This window comes from Clostridioides sp. ES-S-0001-03, from assembly GCF_020676075.1.
Classification (GTDB): Bacteria; Bacillota; Clostridia; order Peptostreptococcales; family Peptostreptococcaceae; genus Clostridioides.
The window spans coordinates 1-14,956 of the sequence record NZ_JACVWJ010000015.1; the positions used below are offsets into that span (position 1 = coordinate 1).

At 31.2% G+C, this 14,956-nt stretch carries 15 protein-coding genes and 1 pseudogene; all 16 read right to left on the reverse strand.

The window, feature by feature from the left end:
• Positions 1–70: 70 nt before the first annotated feature.
• Entirely contained in the window at positions 71–952 is an 882-nt protein-coding gene (locus tag IC174_RS19320; RefSeq protein WP_227483724.1) for a hypothetical protein, read from the reverse strand.
• The gene (locus IC174_RS19325; protein WP_227483725.1) at positions 952–2,031 is read right to left on the reverse strand and encodes a siphovirus ReqiPepy6 Gp37-like family protein; all 1,080 of its coding nucleotides are present in this window, start codon (positions 2,029–2,031) and stop codon (positions 952–954) included. The genes IC174_RS19320 and IC174_RS19325 overlap by 1 nt, the downstream gene beginning before the upstream one ends.
• A gap of 1 nt (position 2,032) precedes the next feature.
• Positions 2,033–2,899 (reverse strand): phage tail family protein, encoded by an 867-nt coding sequence (locus tag IC174_RS19330; protein WP_227483726.1) that lies wholly within the window; start codon positions 2,897–2,899, stop codon positions 2,033–2,035.
• A gap of 17 nt (positions 2,900–2,916) precedes the next feature.
• Positions 2,917–7,260, reverse strand: a pseudogene (locus IC174_RS19335) (phage tail tape measure protein); the annotation flags it as partial.
• A gap of 347 nt (positions 7,261–7,607) precedes the next feature.
• Positions 7,608–8,489 carry a hypothetical protein gene (locus IC174_RS19340; RefSeq protein ID WP_227483728.1) on the reverse strand — a complete coding sequence of 294 codons (882 nt, stop codon included), beginning with the start codon at positions 8,487–8,489 and terminating at the stop codon, positions 7,608–7,610.
• 68 nt (positions 8,490–8,557) lie between these two features.
• Positions 8,558–8,773 (reverse strand): hypothetical protein, encoded by a 216-nt coding sequence (locus tag IC174_RS19345; protein ID WP_227483729.1) that lies wholly within the window; start codon positions 8,771–8,773, stop codon positions 8,558–8,560.
• Between the two features lie 12 nt (positions 8,774–8,785).
• Positions 8,786–8,941 (reverse strand): hypothetical protein, encoded by a 156-nt coding sequence (locus IC174_RS19350; protein ID WP_227483730.1) that lies wholly within the window; start codon positions 8,939–8,941, stop codon positions 8,786–8,788.
• Between the two features lie 80 nt (positions 8,942–9,021).
• Entirely contained in the window at positions 9,022–9,309 is a 288-nt protein-coding gene (gene gpG / locus IC174_RS19355; protein ID WP_227483731.1) for a phage tail assembly chaperone G, read from the reverse strand.
• Positions 9,310–9,323: 14 nt separating this feature from the next.
• Entirely contained in the window at positions 9,324–9,920 is a 597-nt protein-coding gene (locus tag IC174_RS19360) for a major tail protein (protein ID WP_227483732.1), read from the reverse strand.
• A gap of 3 nt (positions 9,921–9,923) precedes the next feature.
• The gene (locus IC174_RS19365) at positions 9,924–10,703 is read right to left on the reverse strand and encodes an HK97-gp10 family putative phage morphogenesis protein (protein WP_227483733.1); all 780 of its coding nucleotides are present in this window, start codon (positions 10,701–10,703) and stop codon (positions 9,924–9,926) included.
• The gene (locus IC174_RS19370) at positions 10,704–11,030 is read right to left on the reverse strand and encodes a hypothetical protein (protein ID WP_227483734.1); all 327 of its coding nucleotides are present in this window, start codon (positions 11,028–11,030) and stop codon (positions 10,704–10,706) included. It abuts the gene before it with no gap.
• A 17-nt stretch (positions 11,031–11,047) separates the two neighbouring features.
• On the reverse strand, positions 11,048–11,698 hold the full coding sequence (locus tag IC174_RS19375; RefSeq protein WP_227483735.1) for a phage head closure protein: 651 nt from the start codon (positions 11,696–11,698) through the stop codon (positions 11,048–11,050).
• Positions 11,695–11,988, reverse strand: a complete 294-nt coding sequence (locus IC174_RS19380) for a hypothetical protein (RefSeq protein WP_227483736.1) — start codon at positions 11,986–11,988, stop codon at positions 11,695–11,697. The genes IC174_RS19375 and IC174_RS19380 overlap by 4 nt, the downstream gene beginning before the upstream one ends.
• 8 nt (positions 11,989–11,996) lie before the next feature.
• Positions 11,997–13,163, reverse strand: a complete 1,167-nt coding sequence (locus IC174_RS19385; RefSeq protein ID WP_227483737.1) for a phage major capsid protein — start codon at positions 13,161–13,163, stop codon at positions 11,997–11,999.
• 2 nt (positions 13,164–13,165) lie between these two features.
• Positions 13,166–13,801, reverse strand: coding sequence for an HK97 family phage prohead protease (locus IC174_RS19390; RefSeq protein ID WP_227483738.1), 636 nt, complete (start codon positions 13,799–13,801; stop codon positions 13,166–13,168).
• Positions 13,755–14,945, reverse strand: a complete 1,191-nt coding sequence (locus tag IC174_RS19395) for a phage portal protein (RefSeq protein WP_227483739.1) — start codon at positions 14,943–14,945, stop codon at positions 13,755–13,757. Before IC174_RS19395 ends, IC174_RS19390 begins: the two co-directional genes overlap by 47 nt.
• Positions 14,946–14,956: the final 11 nt, after the last annotated feature.

The following is a 14,956-nucleotide window of genomic DNA, read 5'->3' on the forward strand; positions in this document are numbered from 1 at the left end:
AATATTACACTTTGTGGTGAACCTGTATAATTAAAATTCCATACTGTCTGCACCTTATCACTCTCCTTTCTTAAATAGGTAACATATCATTTTGTATAGATATATTAACCTCATTAAATCTTTCTATTTTTGCAACAACTTCATCTATTGCCCCTTGAACATTTGTAGCAGTAAGATTACTTGTTGCATTGTTATAACTTGTTTTATCTGCTGTTGTTTCTATTTTTGCTAACTCTTCTTTTACTTTATTTATCTCATTTAATAAGTTTCCAGCTGCGTCTCCACTTAAAATATCTTTTATACTTTCAAACCAAACATTAAACTCGGATACAAAATTTGTTGTTGTAGTATTGTACCATTCATTTTGTTCATTCTCTTGATTTTCTCGCCAAACATTAAAATTACTTATTTCTTCATCTTTCCAAGAGTTCAACTGCGCAAGCAATGTTGTTGTGTCTATTTCTTCTACTGTACCTTTTACAATCCCGCACAAAGTTTTATTTAATCTTAAATCTGTTATAGAACTCTGTGTAATACTTATAGCACCAGCTTTAATAAAAACATCAGCTAACGCAAGTTCGTATGCGTCTGCATCGCGCTGAATTTCTGCTGGCACTGGTGAACTATTAAAAGTACCTTTCTTAACAACTAATTTAATATTTCTATTTAGAGTATCAAATTTTAAAACTACTCTGTCTATTCTATTTAAAATTCCATCTGCAGGGTCTATATTAATTACTAAATCGTTTGTGTTTATATAGATAGCCCCATTAATCCATCCTTTCCCTTTTTTTACTGTTATAGTCATGTTGTTGTTATCTACAACTTGTAAATTAGTACTCGAATTAGGAAATACGCCATTGCCTATAAAACTTGCAAAGTATTCTCGAAAGTCCTCCGCCTTATATCTCCTATCGCCGTTTATACTATTAAATACAAAACTTTTTTCCATTATCTCACCATCCTTTTTATCTTCGAAAATAAGGTTGGTATACTGCTCCCAAACGTAATTTTTAATTTCATTCCACTTTTATTGTAATTTTCTTGTACTTCTACAATTCTAGTATTCATTGTTACTTTTAATTTTCTATCTTGTATTGTAACAATGTCTCCTAGGTTATAATCTTTTTCATATATAAAAGTATTTTTAGGGTCTACCTCCAATTCAAAACTTTTCAATTCTTCATATTCTTTTAGTTTAATTTCGCTTTCTTTTTGTAGTATACTTATAGTGTTTTCGCTTACATCTGCAAAAACTTCGCTTCTTTCGAAACCTTCCACTTCGCCAGTTGAAATTACTAGTTTTGTTGCATCTTCTCTGCCGCCTGCGTAAACAACATTTTTAGAATTAATTATACTTTCTGTAAAGTGTCTTGCTCTTATATTATTAAAATCGCTTCTGAAAATAATTGGCGGATTTACCTTTTGGTTAATAGTCAAATCTTTACCAGCAATCACATCGAAAATAAATTTCTTTTGTTTAGTATCTAATGTTATCTCCCAACCAAGCCCACAAAACTCTGTTATTTCTTGGATTTTATCGCTTAAATTTTCGTAAGAACTTCGCCACACGTCATCATTTCCAAGGTTTTTATTTTCTGAAATGATAAGATTATCAATTATTCGCTTCGAGTTTGAAGGGGCTACACAATTATTATTAACAAAAGCTTTTATAATTTCTTCCTGTGTACCCTCATGGCTTTCAAAAGCTTCTCCAGTTTTTGGTACAATAAGCCTTCTGTTTAATAATCCTTTTAAATCTACACCTTTAACAGATAGAATGTCGCTTTTTTCTCCTGTTTCAGTGTACACAAATTCTCGATGAAGTATTAAGCAAACTTTATTATAATTTTTACCAAGTAAAATTATATTATTTTTAACTAGTTTATCTACATGATTTTTATTAGCATTTATTTTTAAACTAAACTCCCCCACCTTATGAAATCTTTTGATAATCTGTAATTCCTCGTAATTATCTATTTCAGCGATTAGGTTTATATTTTTATCTAGTATTCTTATGCTCTGTTGCATATTACACCCCCAAATAAAGTGGATTATAATATATAGACATTTCTAAATTATCAATTCCGACATCTGCGTTATAACGAAACAAATTATCTCCCACACTAAGTTGTAAAAATTCGCTATCTAAGTCAATCCAATTAAAGACATTTATTCTTTCGTAGTTAGATTTTACTAACTCTATTCTTTTATTTGCAAATTCTGTTGTTATTTCTAATAAGTCGCCAGCTTCAAGAGTTCTATTTATTTTAATATATTCTCTTGTATTTATATTAAATAAGCTAGGATTATCAACTGTTGCAAGTGCTTTAAATTGTATTTTCATACCGCATTCAACATCTCCGTTGTTTACTACATTGCAAATTAAATTACTTACTCTGTGTCCCATCTCTATTCCTTCATTGCCTATTTCTAAAGCAAATTCGAAGTCGCCAACCCAAAGCGCAACCTCTTCTTTTAAAATAAACTCATCCATCCAAAACGGGTTTGGAGTTAAAAATTGGATAAGAAACTTTTGCATTAATCCAACTGGTGTTTGAAATGTTATATCTTGCACAACTCCTTTAACACGTCTAGTTAATGCATTGTTTGTATATATAAACTCCATTTCTCCAAATTTAGGATTGAATAAAGATGTTAGATAAGTACGTTTTAAGTCTAAATCCTCCCTGCTCTTTGCATAAATAGCCGCTGAAATCGGAAGCAACCTCTCTTTTATACTTATGTCGTCTACACTTACACCATCGCCTAGATTATTTGAAGTTGAAATATTAGCACTAGTATTTGCTCCATTTTCTATTTTTTCTAACAAAAAAGGGCGCGAGTTTCCTAATACAATCTCTTGCCCTTTCGAATTTCTACATATTAATTTTTGCAAGTTTCACACTCCTTTTTTTATAAGCTAAATGCTAGACTTCTTATTGTTCTTTCGATTTCTCTTGCTGTGTTTGAGTCTGTACTATTAACATTTACGTTGTAATTTGATGTTCTTGAATTATTATTATAAGTTGCTTCCCTTCTTCCCAGATTTGAACTAGCTGCTGAATTTCCTTTTCTAATATCACTATTTAAACTCAACGCTTCATTTCTAGCATTATTTATTTCTCTTGTAATACTATCAATTAAATTTTTAATTTCGTTTATGGCAGGCTTAAATCCTTCAAGTAATTTTTCACCTAGCGTTTGACCTGCATTTTTATATGCATCTGAATAACTATTTAATAATGCAACTATCTCTTTTTGGTTTTTATCCATTATCATTTTTTCTGCTTCTGCTTGAAGTTTTGATTCTTTTATCCTTTCATCATAGAATTTTTTAGCATCTTCAAGCCTTTTGTTGTAATATTCTTTTTCACTTTCGTAAATTTGATTTATATTTTCTATTTCATCTTTTTTCTTTTCTTCTAACTCTTCTTTTCTCTTTTTTAAAGCTTCTTTTTTATCTTCTATTTCTTGTTGCTCTATTCTTTTCTTTCTTTCAGCTAAAATCTTCTCTAGTTCTTTTTGTAATTGTTCTTTGTTAGTGTCATCGTGTTCAAACTTTATAGCTGTTTTTATTTCTTCTATTTTACTTAGTTCTTCTCTGTCCTCTTCTTGTCTATCTTTTTCCTTTTCAGCTTTTTCAAAAGCTTCTAACTCGTTGTCAATCGCTTTAATTTTTGCATCATAGACACTGTTAATTCTATCTATACTTTCTTCTTTCCAATTATCTAGTGCGTCTAATTCTTTTTTTATACTCGCCTGTTGAGCCTCATATTCTTGTTTATATTTTTCTTTTAGTGCATCAACTATTGCTTTTGTTAAATCATCAACTTTTTTTACAAATTCTTGTCTGTCTTGTAATTCTTTATTTAGTTGCTCTTTGGCTGAATTTGCTATCTCTTTTAGTTGTTCAACTTCTTTTTCTTTTTGTTCTTTTCTTAACTCTATAGCTTCTTTTATTTTTTCTTTTTTAGCTGCATATTCTTCTTGCAATGCATCTTTAGCACTACCTTTAACTTTTTTAAGTGCTGCTTTTTCTTGTTTAGATAATTCATCTATTTGTTTATTAAACAGTTTTATATCTGCTTCGCATGCTTTTGTAGCTTTCTTTGTTTCTTCTTCTATAATCTTTGTTATCTTTTCAGTTGCTTTTTTCACTGAGTCACTATTATTAGCAATACCTTGCGCTAAACCTTCATCAACAAATTTACCAATTTCAGCCATTACACGAGAAGGCGAATGTATTCCAAGTGCATTTCTAACTGCATCAGCAGCCTTTTGCCCTAGTTTTTTAGCTTCGTCTACTACTTTATAAGCAAAGCCCGATATCCCTTTTACTAGACCGTTTACTAAATCTTGACCAGCCGTTAATAGCTTACTTGGAAATTCTTTTATTTTGTTTACAACATCAGTTCCGACTTTTTGGGATGCGTTAACAGCATCCTGTTTTTTCGAGTCTATTCCTTCTTTTAGTCTTGTAAACATGTCAATAGCGGCTTGTTTTAATTTAGCTGGAAGTGTTTTAAAGAATGTAATAACACTATTCCAAACAGTTGTAATATTATTTTTAATTTCAGTCAACTTAGTACTAACAGCTGTTTTCATGTTTTCCCATGCGGTTACAAGTGTTGTTTTTATATTTGTCCATGTGTTTGAGCAAATCGTTTTTAAACCTTCCCAAGCATTAGAACAAGTCGACTTTATATTTTCCCATATACTACTTAAAGTTTGTGTTATAGACTCCCATATGGTTATTGCAGTACTTTTCATACTTTCCCACATGCTAGAAAGTAAATCACCTATTGCAGCTAATGCATTGTTAAATACTTCTTTTATAGCTTCCCATGCATCCGATAAACCTTGTTTTATGTTTTCCCAAATTTGTATTGCATCTGTTTTTAACTTATCAAAATTCCCTGTTACTAAATCCAAAATTAATAACACAGCACCAAGTACTATATTTTTTACAACTTCCCAAACATTATTAAAAAGTTCTTTTATACCATCAAAAATAAGTTTTAATTTTTCAATAAAAGGTGCGAATTTCTCTTCTAATTGTTGCTTTATTGCATCCCAAGCATTACTAAAAATAAGTTTTATACTTTCCCAAGTTGTTTGAAAAAATAACTTTATAGACTCCCATTTCTCGCTGATACTTTGTTTTATTTCTTCTATTTTTAAACTTATAGACTCTTTTATTTCTGTCCATTTAGTCATCACGGTAAGTTTTATGTTATCCCACAAAAGGGCTGTATTTTCTTTCAAATTAGCCCATCCAGTAGATATTTTTTCTTTTAAGCCTTCTACCCAGTCGCCAGCTATACTGTCCCATTCTTGCATCTTGCTTTTTACTGTATCGTTTAATACTTGCCACTTTGATTTTATTTCTCCAGTTGTCCAATCAACTTTACTTGCTTGGTTTTCTGCTTGTTTCTGTGCTTCTGCAACGACTCCTTGATGCATTTCTTTAGCTTTATTTATTGATTCGTCTTTTTGTCTTGTTGCTTCTTGTACTACTTTATCCGCTAACTTTTCATTTTCTGCGCCACCCTCTGCTCTAAGCCGTGCGGCTATTTTTAATCTTTCGTTATATTCTTCGTTAGCTGCTTTTATACTTTCATCTTTTTTCTTTATTGAGTTTTTAACTACTTCCGCCGCTTCTTTAGCTGATAAATCAACATGATTTGCTTTCATTCTTTCCATTATCGCTGCTTGCTCTGCTTCGCTTTTACTCATTGTGTCAACAGCAGTATTTAACATATCTGTTTTTATTTGATTTATCTCTGTTGATTCTTCTTTTGTTAATGCTCTGTGTTCTTGACTAGCTTTAGTCATTATTTGATTTACTTTTTCATTGCTCTTTTTTATTTTTTCTTCTTTGCTTGAATACGCTTCTTCTGTATTTTTTATTAACTCTTCTTTTTCTTTGTCACTTAAATTTTTAGAAGTCGCAAACATTTCTTGTAAAGACTGAATACCTTGCTCTTTACTTTCTTGTAGTTTAGCCACAATTTGATTTGACATTTCTGTAAAGTTAGATACTATTGTTTGTTTCATTTTCTCTGAAACAGTTTCGCCACTCCACATTAGCTGGTTTAAAGATACTGTTGTTTTTTCCTCTAAATCCATAAACGCGCCTACGGCTTCTTTTGTGTTATCTGATATACTTTTGCCAAATCGGCTAATTGGTTCTATAGCATCTTTCGACATGTCTTTTGCAACTGCTGCAACCGAAATACCTAGTGCAGCAATTCCTGCTACAGCTATAGCGACGGGGCTTGATAATGCACCTAATATTGTAGCTAAAGCACCCACAGCTGGTGTTGCTGCGGCTGCTCCTGTTGTTACAACTGCCATAGCAGCCGAGAAAGTACCAAAAGCCCCTATAACTCCACCAATCATACTAACAATTTTTCCACCAATTAATAGAACTGGTCCGAGTGCTGCCGCCAATCCTGCTATTTTAACTATAGTTTCTACTGTAGCAGGTTTCATTGCATTTAATTTATTTGTAAGATTTTGAAACCAGCTAACCGCTTGCGCTATGCTAGGTTTTAGGGCATCATATATTTTAAGCCCTAATTCCTCAATAGCTGACATTAAAGCAGTTATAGAACCTTTATTATTATTTTGCATAGTCTTAGCCATTTTATCTAATGCGCCTGTGCTATTGCCAACTTTTTTCTCAAGTTCTGAATATTCCTCTCCGACTCCGGACAATAAAGCTTGTAAAGTAGATATTTGTGTTTTTCCACCTATCATAGATAAATACATTGTTCGTTGTTCTTCTGTCATGTCTTTTGTTTTTTCTTTAAGTTCTAACAAAACATTAGCCATGCCTTTAAACTTTCCGTTAGAGTCAAAAGCACTTAGCCCTAACTTCTCCATTGCTACACCAGCTTGACCTGCTCCACTTGTCAGATTTATCATGATTGAATTTAAAGAGTTTCCTGCCTCGCTGCCTTTTAGTCCTCTATTTGCGAGTATTCCAAGTAGTGCGTTAGCTTCTGATAAAGGTACATTTAAATTTTTAAAAGTACCTCCACTTACTATCATAGCTTCCATAAGCGCGTCGATATTAGTGTTTGAACTTGCAGCAGTTTTGGCAACTTGGTCTAAGTACGTTGGTAACTCTTTTACACTAATCCCAAGACTTGACATGGAGTCAGTCACCAAATCAGAAGTCCTTGCAAGGTCTAAATTTCCAGCTTCCGAAAGTCTTAAAACAGGCATCAAAGCTTCCATAGAGGTTTTTGCATCCCATCCAGCTACATTTTGTTATCGTAGAGACTCTTTATTCTCTACTTCTATATATTTCTATATAGTTCGGACTATCTCTTTACCCTCAACTTTACTTGTTAGGGTAGAACGCGCTCGTGGATATTTCAACATATAAAAAGCCCTTTCAAAAGGACTTTAAACTTAGTTTACTTTATCTAGTCTCTACACCTTCAAAGAAGTTTCCTTCTAAACTTGGCACGGTATTGACATGTTTATTTAACAGATTTTAAATATTTGTATAATATCTTTGTTTTAATTATACCAATTTTACAATATCAAATATCGTTAAATAAATTTAGTTTTCGCCGTTTTCACGTTCTATTTTATGCTATAAGTTTCCTTATAACCGCTCTAACTTTTAAAGCCATATAGCCAAGCGCATCAGCTGCGTCTTTGGCTGTTTTGGATGTAGATGCTCCTGCTTCTCTAGCTGCTTTTTCAAGTTGAACCATTTCGTCAGCTGTTGCTCCACTTAACCCTTGTACATTTGACATAGATGCTTCAAAATCCATACCAAGTTTACTAGCTGCTACCCCGATAGCAGCAATGGGTGCAGTAATTCCCATAGTCATTTTTTTTCCCACATCTTGCATTTGTTTCCCGACCGAACTAAACTTATTGCCTATTTCAGTCATTTTAGTCGCTAATTGATTCCATTTATTTTCCTGCTGATTTATTCTTTCTGTTGTATCATCTAACTCTGAACGCATTTCAGAAAGCCTCGACTCTGCATTATTAACTCTAATAGACCAGTTATCAACCGCTGACGAATTAGACCTTATTTTTTCTTCGTTCTTAGCATACTCCTGCTCTAAGCCATCAAGTTCCGTTTTTAATCTTTTTGTTTCCTCTGCATTTTCGCCTAGCGTCGCCTTGCTCTGTTCGTAAGCACTTTTTGCTTGGTTAACTTTTTCTTTAAGTTCAACTTGTTTTTGTGCTGTCTCACTTAAAGTCGCTTTACTTTCATTTAATTTATTTTTATATGCTGTAACCACTTTAGATTGCTGTTGTATAGTACTAGATAACATTTGTTGTTTAGATTTCAAGCCGTCTAAAGAAGTTCCATAATCTTTTACGCCAGCACCAGAATTTTTAAACTCACTTCTCATTAACTTCATTTGTCTATTTAAATTATTAATTCCTTGCTGAAATGAACTATTTTCCATAGCGACCCGAACAACCAATTCGCCTACATCTTCCGCCATTTTCTCACCTCACTTGAAAAAAAATAAACCAAGATTTTTATCTTGATTTATTTTATATAAAACTTATATTAAATTAATTTTCTTCCGCAAAATGGACAATACATAATAGATTCAAAACTTTCGCCATAGTAACCACACCAACATTCAGAATTTAAAAAATACTCATTACCTTCTTTTTCAATCCACATTTCTATATCACAATCATGAGTTATTAACTCGCCTCTATTTGTGTTCCCTCTTTTAAAAGCTGCTTCACTTTCTTCAACTTCACAGTACTTACACATACACTCACATCCTTATAACCAGCTTAATTGGTCGATATAGACATCATTTTCACTCGGATTATTTTTATCACTTTTATTTTTCTTCATGTATGCAAGTATATCTAAATAATAAAATATATCCATGTTGTCTATATCGACCATGCTCCAATTTTTTTCAAACAAAAACATACTATATAAATCTTTTATAAAATCTCTTGGAGATAGATACCTATTTTCTTTAGAATTATTTTCTGTATCTTCTCCAGCACTTAGTTTTTTACTTTTTCCTCAAAACCTCCGCTTACTCTTGATAAATCTTCTAACGCTTTTGACATAAAATCACCAGCAGGATAAAATCCATTTAGCAATTCTTCTTTTGTAAATTGTTCGCCATATATGTCTGTTGTAAAATCTAATAATTCTTGAAATAATTCTCTCATACTAAGACCATCGTTAATTTTATCAGTTAATGCAAAAGCGTTATCTAATTTCTTAAGTGCGATAGGAGGTGCTTTGAATATTTTTTCTTCTTCATTTATAGTTAATTTTATTTCCATTTTTTATTTTCTCCTTATTTATTTAAATTCGCTTTAGCTGGTGCTGTTGGTTTTGCTGCTGTTTTTAAAAAATCTGTTGTAAAAAATTCTGCATCAGTTGGGGCGTTTTCGATATCTGTATCAGCTGTTATTTTATGTCGACCATCATTTATACGTGGCATAAATTTAAGTTTGATTTTTTGAGATTGAAATTCAGCTTTATCCTCTTTTGTTTTAGCTTCTTCTTCAAGTGGTTCGCATACTCCCTTAGTTAGCCAAACCATTCTATTTCCTCCCTGCGATTTAGGAGATTCAAAACCGAGCGCAATATTAGGCGGATTAAAGTCTTTATCTTCAATTAATACACCATCTTTATATTTGTATCCCAAGATGAACGCTTTTTCTTCTAGCGTTAAACTAGCAACTTCAAATTCCACCTCTATGCCCCCCATTGCCGAAGCTGTCTCTAGCAATTGGTCGTCGCCATAATTTTCCGCGCTGTCAACTTTCGGTGCTATTTTTATACTTTTGGCACCTATTAATCGCATTATTTTAGTATCATATTCAAGTTCGCTTTCTGTATCTACAAGTAACTTAACAAGTCTGTAGTTTCTTAATCCTATAATAGCCATTTTTTAATCCTCCTCATTTTTTGTAAAAAATAAGAACCTAAAGGCAGTATGGTAACTACAATCAGATTCTTTTATTTCGTGTATACTTCTTTTTATAAAATTATTTTCTTTAAGCAATCTTTCAATTTCTTTATTTATATAACTCATTTTATTCTTACTAAACAAATCTATCTGAATATAATGCTCTGTTCCTACTACTTCATCATCCGCATAGCGATTTTGTTCTAAATAACTAAAAAAAGTTATATATGTTTCTTCATCTCCATCAAATCTTTGAAACAAAACAGGAATTTTCAAAGGCTTTAATGTTTCTATTACTAAATCATTTATATTAACCATTATAGCCCCAATCCTCTTTTTAATATTTCTTTCATTACATTTTTTAGCTTCATCTTTTTTTGACTCATATGCGGGTGCTAAAAACGGTTTTGCAGTCACTCCAGGATGATTTACTACCCTGCCTTTTTTCTTACCTTTTTTGATTGGTATTTTATGCGCAGATGCTCCAAACTCTAAAAACTTTCCATAAAAAATTTCTGAATTATCCTCTTTCGTAATACCAACTAAAACATACTTAGTACCACCTTTTTTCTTAACTCCACTTACTTTTAAACCATCTTTTAACTTTCCGCTTCTTTTGCTGACTCTTGGTAATGCATCTTGCAAAATAACATTACCACCAGCCTTTACAGCTTCATTTAGCAACCTGTCACCCGATTTACCCATACTTTCTATTTTGGACAAAATAGCGTCAAATCCTTCTGTTGTTATTTCAACACTCATTTAAACAACTTCCTCATATTTAAATTTTAATTCTTTACAATAATGTTCATTTTCTATAAAATCACTAGAATTTAAAAAGATAAATTTTTCTTTTTTAAATATATCTTTTATGTCAATATACTTGTTGATATTCTTTAAACTCTTATACCAATATTCTATTTTTATCGAATATACAATACTCTTATTTTCATTATCAGAAAAATTTGCATCGTATTCATTTTCTATAAAAAATATTATATATTCTTCATCGTTTAAAAAATTATCATACTCTTGAAAACCAATATTAATATTTAATTTTTCAAGAGTATTAACTATTTTTGAGTGCATCCTATCACCTAACTTTTTTACTTCGATTCTGCTGTTATTTCAAGTATTTTATTTTCTTCTTCTAAATTTAAAATTTGAGTTATATTATAAAATTTATCTTTGTATTTAATAACAAAATTAGTTATAGCATTTTGTTTTATGCTTAAATCTAATTCTTTAATATATCTAATTTTAAACTTTTTATTTGTAGAAGTTTTAATTGAATTATTTTCTATCAATTCTTTACTGTTTAAATCCTCAACGCAAGCCCAAATCTTTTTATAAAATTTCATTGTTACATCTTCAAGAACATTTTTTCTTTCTTTAATAAAAATAGAAATATGCTTATCTAGTATGTCAACTAATTCAGTCAAATATATATACATACTCGTTTTATCGTTGTTAATATCAAGTTTTACTATGCTGTAAAATTCATTATTTAACTTTATAACATTACTTGTTTTAATCAGTCTCATGCAAGGTACTTTTAACTTAATAGATATTTTTAACCCTGTATTATCAAATTTGAGTTTGTCTTGCTCTCTTATATATGCATTAGAATAAAAGAGTTTGCCGTTTATAATAAACTCTTTTTCTTCTAACGCATTACCTTTAGTATCATAACTTTCTTTGTATTCTCCAAACTCAATAATGCCGTCATTAAAGTTATTAAATTTTATTTTTTTCATATCTGTATAACCTCATTAGCTGCACTTTTTATTTGAAGTCTAAGAAGTTCTTTGCTAAAGTTTTCCTCGAAATATTCGAGTGCATTATTTCTTACATATCTGCAATAGTTAAATAGCAATTCTCTATTAAAATTATCTTTAAAATCTAATGCTATTCCAGCTATTTCACTCTCGAAATAATCAATCCCTCTTACAACCATTTTTTCAATTTTCGCATCTTCTTCCATCCAAGTTATATTAAGATATTCTTTCACTTCTTCAACTATATTTTTAATATCTTCATTCTTCATCCTTGCACCTACTTAGTTTTAGTAGCTGAGGTTTTTGTGTTTGAATTAATTTCTGTCGCTAAAGTTGTGTCTAAGTTTTCTATATCAAATACTAAAAATGAATCGTTGTCTTTCGGCTCTCCTGTTGCATATTGTTTTACTAGATAAGTTCTTTCATCCTCCAAAAATTTATATTCGTCTGAATACTCTATTTTTCCGCTTGAAGCAATTCCCATGAAATAATCCTTTGCCATACCAGCTATTAGTTTACCTTTAGGGACAGCAACTGACTGAATTATGTTTCCAGGAATAGGTAGAACTCCATACACATAAGTGCCATTAGATGTCAACATAGTTGTAGCAGCGAAAATTTTAGACCAATAATCAACTGGATTTACAAGCATTATAATACTTGGAACTGCCCTTTTACCATCATTCGTAAGTGGAGCCATAATTTCAACTCCTAATGTAGCTGGTTTAAAATCAATCAACGGTTTTGCAGTTTTATCCGGATACACACCTTCAACGACTGCGCCTTTTAAATCTTTTAACATACCTTTTGGTTGGTCTTTTCCTGTCCCTGCTACAATACCCATTTCAAGTCCTAAACTTAAAGCTTCTGTTAAAACAGCCCTTACGTATCTGTCTAACCATTCAGCCCCCAAATCAAGCATAGCTTTTGCGACTGGAAGATATGCAGATAATTTATAAGCCCCTGCATTAATTTTATTAAATCCATGTTCTAACTCTTTTTTAATAACATCATCTAATTTACCCCACCACGCAGCTTCTGCGTTCGTTTTTCTTATTATCCATTCTGTAACCCCTGTAGTATTTTCAAAAGTTATAGCGCTAAGCAAAGGATGGTTTTGCTCTAAGTCATCAAATACCCTATCAAATACAGTTCTTGGCATAGTTATCTCTAAATCGGTAAATCCTCTTTTTTCTATTGCTTGGTTATAATATGCTCTTTCCTCACTTGTTAGTTGTGGCATACCTCTCTTGTCAAGTATCGCCCTGTCAGCTGATTCTATATTAGCAATAGAACGTGCTTCTTTTAGTAAATTACTTTGTATATCTTCCGCCATTCTTAAAAATGATGTTGTTATTTTTTCCTCGTCATTACTCTTTATTGCTTCCATTAAATTTGTTCTTAGTTCAACATTAGTTGCTTCATCTAAATTTTTCATTGCCATTTTTATTTTCCTCCTTGATTAAATGCATTAAAAAAAGCCGATACTAGGTCGACATTTCTTTTTTCTATATTATCTTTATTATCTTTTTGATTTACTTCTTCTTTTTGTGATTCTCTAAGCTTTTTTATAGATATATCACTTCTACAGTTTATTTCGGTGTCATCGTAAGCTGGTATCGGGGTTGCTGTAATTTCAAATAATTCAACCTCCGTTATATCTCTGTAAAATGTCCAATTATCATCCCATCTAGTTTTAGAATTTACAATATTAAAACCAAAAGAACAACCTTGAATTAGTCCAAGCCTTACATTTTCAAGTAAGTCATTACCATGTGTAGTAGCTGGTATATCTAGTTCAAACCTTAACCCATGTTCATCTTCTTCTAAAACTAAATTTGAGTTAGTTCTACCTACGACCTTATTCCAGTCATGATTTATAAGCATAAATTTATCCCTAGAATTATCAGCTAAAGTTTTCAAAAATGCGCCTCTTGAAATTTTTTCATAGAAAGTATCGCCCCATCTGTCTTGTAGTTTTGTATAATCATCATTAAAAACAGCAGCATAACCACTTATTTTACGACTCTCTAAATTACTTTCCCTTATTTCCAATGATACCGCCCTTTTCTCCATTTCCATTATTAGCCCCTCCTTTCAAATCCGGATTTAAAATCGACTGATAATTTTTAGTTACATAGTGTTCATCAGCCCAAGATTCATTTATTTTTTCTCTACCAAGCATTTCTAAATTATCGTTAATAGAATTTACACCTATTCTAAACAATAAATCACTCGCCTTCGATATTTTTTCAAGTCCCATATTAGCGATTTTTTGTGTATCTACTTTGACATAACTTTTTTTAATAAATTTATCTTTACTATACATTTTTCTTGTTATTTCTGTTGTTACAAGTCGCGCTATTGGGTTTATACAGAAATTCAAAAAATTATCTGTTATCCCTTCAACTCCAGCAACATCCCCCTTTACAATTCCGCTAGGAATATGAAAAGCCGCACAAACAAAGTCAATTACATCATCTATAATCGCCCTTATATCTCTACTATCTTTTATATTTGTAGTGCTATTACTTTCTTTATATTTCAAACCATTTGAAAGTGGTAAAACAGCATTACTATTCTCAAAATAACGCTTAAATTTATTATTCATTAAATCGTTAAGTTTTTCTTGCGCTTCTCGAGTTTGGGGATAGTTTGTATCTATTTCTAGTACACCTTTTTCACTATTATTTTTTCTATATCCTTCCATTGCGCTACCTAATAACTCTTTGTAGTCACTGTAGAGATAATCTATTACCGTTTTTATGCTTTCAACATTTAATTTGAAATATAAAACGTCTGACTCTCTAAAACTTCTGTCTAATTTATAGTTTCTAATTGTAATGTCTTTGTATATATCTTCGTAGAAAACATACTTCTCTACATTAAAGCTTTCAGCTACAAAAAGCCGTTCATCTTCTTGTATAACTAAACATTCATTATCATACACAAGCCTTGTTATAACTTCTTGCCAAAACTCTGTTGCGTTTTGATTCTGATTAGGTTCTATATTAAACAAGTAATAATTTTTATCTTTAATAGAGATACCATCTTGAAAGGTCTGAAATTCACTTAAAACCAAAGTATTGGCAATCATGGAAATACACGACCTTAATGCAAATTCTTTATAAAATATAGTAGACTCTAAGTTTTTAAAATACTGTTCTTCTGTACCTAACATCTTATCTTTAAATAAAAAATTAGTTATAAAGTTTTTAAAATTCAATTCACCACCTC

Coding starts and splice junctions, on each gene's coding strand:
- IC174_RS19320 (WP_227483724.1), bottom strand. CDS start 952: ATGGAAAAAAGTTTTGTATTTAATAGTATAAACGGCGATAGGAGATAT.
- IC174_RS19325 (WP_227483725.1), bottom strand. CDS start 2,031: ATGCAACAGAGCATAAGAATACTAGATAAAAATATAAACCTAATCGCT.
- IC174_RS19340 (WP_227483728.1), bottom strand. CDS start 8,489: ATGGCGGAAGATGTAGGCGAATTGGTTGTTCGGGTCGCTATGGAAAAT.
- IC174_RS19345 (WP_227483729.1), bottom strand. CDS start 8,773: ATGTGTAAGTACTGTGAAGTTGAAGAAAGTGAAGCAGCTTTTAAAAGA.
- IC174_RS19350 (WP_227483730.1), bottom strand. CDS start 8,941: ATGTTTTTGTTTGAAAAAAATTGGAGCATGGTCGATATAGACAACATG.
- gpG (WP_227483731.1), bottom strand. CDS start 9,309: ATGGAAATAAAATTAACTATAAATGAAGAAGAAAAAATATTCAAAGCA.
- IC174_RS19360 (WP_227483732.1), bottom strand. CDS start 9,920: ATGGCTATTATAGGATTAAGAAACTACAGACTTGTTAAGTTACTTGTA.
- IC174_RS19365 (WP_227483733.1), bottom strand. CDS start 10,703: ATGAGTGTTGAAATAACAACAGAAGGATTTGACGCTATTTTGTCCAAA.
- IC174_RS19370 (WP_227483734.1), bottom strand. CDS start 11,030: ATGCACTCAAAAATAGTTAATACTCTTGAAAAATTAAATATTAATATT.
- IC174_RS19375 (WP_227483735.1), bottom strand. CDS start 11,698: ATGAAAAAAATAAAATTTAATAACTTTAATGACGGCATTATTGAGTTT.
- IC174_RS19380 (WP_227483736.1), bottom strand. CDS start 11,988: ATGAAGAATGAAGATATTAAAAATATAGTTGAAGAAGTGAAAGAATAT.
- IC174_RS19385 (WP_227483737.1), bottom strand. CDS start 13,163: ATGGCAATGAAAAATTTAGATGAAGCAACTAATGTTGAACTAAGAACA.
- IC174_RS19390 (WP_227483738.1), bottom strand. CDS start 13,801: ATGGAAATGGAGAAAAGGGCGGTATCATTGGAAATAAGGGAAAGTAAT.